The organism is Candidatus Igneacidithiobacillus taiwanensis (assembly GCF_031962545.1).
GTDB lineage: Bacteria > Pseudomonadota > Gammaproteobacteria > Acidithiobacillales > Acidithiobacillaceae > Igneacidithiobacillus > Igneacidithiobacillus taiwanensis.
The window spans coordinates 1-3,415 of sequence record NZ_JAVRKK010000187.1; the positions used below are offsets into that span (position 1 = coordinate 1).

Below are 3,415 nucleotides of genomic sequence, written 5' to 3' on the forward strand. Positions count from 1 at the left end.
TACCCGGTAAAACCCCCGGATCCGGTACCCGACATGTTGAACCTGCATGGCACTCCTCCCTCGCCAAAGAAGTGCCAAAGGTTTGTGAACTTATGCAGGCGAATGGCCAGCATTGGGGCGGACGGGCCGGCTACTCGCTCCAGGCGTTGGCCAGGGACTCGGCCTGCTGCAGTACCAATTCTACGGCATCGGCTTGCTGGTCGGGCGGATACTTCCATTTTTGCAGGGTGCGCCGTACCAGGATGCGCAGTCGCGCCCGTACGCTTTCGCGCACCTGCCAATCCACGGTAGTGCTGGCGCGCAGTTTTTCGGTGATCTCGACGGCAATCTTCTTTAGGATCTCGTCGCCGAGTTCGCGTACGGCGCTTTCGTTGTTGGCGAGCGCGTCATAGAAGGCGATTTCGTCGGGGCTCAGGCCCAGTGCCGTCTCGCGCTCCAGCACCTGCTGGAACTCCTTGGCCATTTGGATCAATTCTTCGATGACCTGCGCCGTCTCGATGGCGCGGTTGTGGTATCTGCGCAGGGTTTCGAGCAGGCGGTCGCCGTATTTTTTCTCTTGCACCACATTGTTGCGTGCCCGCGCCTTGATCTCATCGCGCAGCAGTTTCTCGAGGAGTTCCACGGCCAGATTACGGCTTTCCATCTGCCGCACGTCTTCGAGAAACGCGTCCGACAGCAGGCCGATATTGGGCTTGTCGAGCCCCGCCAGGGCGAAAATATCGGCCACACCATCGGCAACGATGGCATTGTCGAGAATCTGCTTGAGTGCGCTGTTTTTGGCTTCGTTGGCGCGTTTTTGATCGACGGTGGTGAACTTGGTGATGGCCGTCTTGATCGCCGAGAAAAAGGCGATTTCCTTACGCAGCGCGGCGGCCTCGTCGAGGGTGCCGCAGAGGGCGTAGGCCTTGTTTACGGCGACCATGGTGTCGAGAAAGCGCTGCTTGCCATCCTTCAGCCCGAGCAGGTGGTTGGCGCAGGGCACCAGCAGGGCCGTCGCCTCCGTCTCAAAGTCGCTGTAATCAAAGCCGTGCATCATGCCGCGCAGGATGTCGATCTTTTCCAGCAATACCGCCAGCGCTTCGGCGGCGTTGTGGGTGGGATCACCCTTGCCTTTGGCCTCGGTGTAGGTTTTGAGCGCGGCCTTGAGCTCGTTGGCGATGCCGATGTAGTCCACCACCAGGCCGCCGGGCTTGTTCTTGAACACCCGGTTCACCCGCGCAATGGCCTGCATCAGGTTGTGGCCTTTCATGGGCTTGTCCACATACATGGTGTGGCAGCAGGGTGCATCAAAGCCGGTGAGCCACATGTCGCGCACAATCACCAGCCGTAGCGGGTCGTTGGCATCCTTGAAGCGCTTTTCCAGCCGTTTTTTGACTTGTTTGCTGTACAGATGCGGCTGCAGCAGCTCCTTGTCGGCCGCCGAACCGGTCATGATGACCTTGATGGCACCTTTTTCCGGATCGTCGTCGTGCCAGTCGGGACGCAAGGCGACGATGGCTTGGTAGAGTTGGGCGCAGATGTCGCGGCTCATGCACACGATCATGGCCTTGCCATCGAGTGTGCTGCTGCGGGTCTCGAAATGCTCGACCAAATCCTGCGCTATCTGTGCCAAACGCGGTGCTGCCCCCACCAGCTTTTCCAGCGCCGCCCAGTCGCTTTTGGTCTTTTCGCGGCTGGCGATGTCCTCTTCGTCTTCCACGACCTCGTCTACCCGGGCATTGAGGGCGTCGATTTCGGCTTGTTTCACGTCCAGTTTGGCTAGGCGACTCTCGTAGTAGATGGGTACCGTAGCGCCATCGTCCACGGCATCCTGAATATCGTAGATGCTGACGTAGTCGCCAAACACCGCGCGGGTGTCTTTGTCTTCGAGCGCAATTGGCGTGCCGGTAAAGCCAATGAAGGTGGCATTGGGCAGCGCATCGCGCAGGTGCTTGGCATAGCCAAACACATACTTGCCCGCTTTTTCGTCAAAGCGCCCCTTGGTACCGTACTGGCTGCGGTGCGCCTCATCGGATATGACGACGACATTGGCGCGCGCGGAGAGCAGCGGGTGCTGGTCTTCGGCATCGAGGAGGGCGAATTTTTGCACCGTGGTGAAAATGATGCCGCCTGCCTGCCGCGAGGCCAGCATCTCGCGCAGCTCATCTCGGCTGCCCGCCTGCAAAGGCGTCGTCTTGAGCAAGTCGCTGGCGGCACAAAAGGTGGCAAAGAGTTGGCCGTCCAGATCGTTACGGTCGGTTACCACTACCAGCGTGGGGTTCTTCATTTCCGGCTGCTGCAGCAGCTTGCCCGCATAGCAGGCCATGGTGATGCTCTTGCCGGAGCCCTGGGTATGCCACACCACACCGGCCTTGCGTGAGCCCGGTAGCACTTCCTTACCGTACGTGGCGCGCTCTTCCTGCACGCCAACGGGGGAACTGGCCGCAATCACCGTCGCCCGCACCGCCTCGCGCACGGCATGAAACTGGTGGTAGCCCGCAATCTTCTTGATGACGGCATCGCCATCCTGCTCAAACAACACAAAGTAGCGCAGGTAATCGAGAAAGAGCGCCGGTTGAAAAAAGCCGCGCACTAAGGTTTCCAGCTCCAGTTGCAGGCGCGGGCGATCGTTTTCGTTGGCAATGGTGCGCCAAGGCATCATCCGTTCGGCATTGGCGGTGAGCGAACCCACCCGCGCCGTCCAGCCATCGCTCACCACCAGCGCCTCGTTGCTGTTGAACAGGTCGCTGATTTCTTCCTTGTAGGTTTGCAGCTGGTTGAAGGCATCCCAGATGTCGGTCTGCTCGTTGGCCGGGTTTTTGAGCTCGATGACCGCGAGCGGTAGGCCATTGACGAAGGCCACTAAATCAGGCCGCCGCGGCTGTTTGCTGCCGGTAACCGTGAATTGATTGATGACCAAAAATTCATTGCGTTGCGGGTTGGCGAAGTCGATCAGCTGTACTAGGTCGGTTTTCTTTTTCTCCCCTACCGTAAATTCCACATCCACACCTGCAAGCAGCAGCCGATGAAAGCTGCGGTTGCGCAGCACCGCCTGCGGCTCGCTGATGGTTTGCACGATATGCGCGGCCTGTTCCAGCGAAGCAGTTGGAATCTGTGGGTTGATGCGCGCAAGCGCCGCCAGCAGCCGCTCGCGCAGGATCACCTGCCGGTAATCGGCGCGCTCCGGATGCGCGCCCTCGGGCGCGATGTCTGGCCCATGCACATAGTGCCAGCCGGTTTCCTGAAACCAACCTATGCAGGCCTCTTCGAGTTGGTGTTCGTTTAGCATGGTAAAATCCCTGGGCTATTCAGGGCTGCCTGGCAACCGGCTCGGTTTGGGATGAAATAAGAAATTCTTTCTAAGTCAATGTCTAGCACAGACATTGGGTACCTCCTCCATTTGCGATGAAATGGCGACTATGCCCACACCGGGCCT

General features: G+C 59.2%; 1 protein-coding gene. It reads right to left on the reverse strand.

The features are described from left to right. Positions 1 to 130: 130 nt before the first annotated feature. Positions 131 to 3,268, reverse strand: a complete 3,138-nt coding sequence (locus RTI30_RS13375; protein WP_312263458.1) for a type I restriction endonuclease subunit R — start codon at positions 3,266 to 3,268, stop codon at positions 131 to 133. Between the last annotated feature and the right edge of the window lie 147 nt (positions 3,269 to 3,415).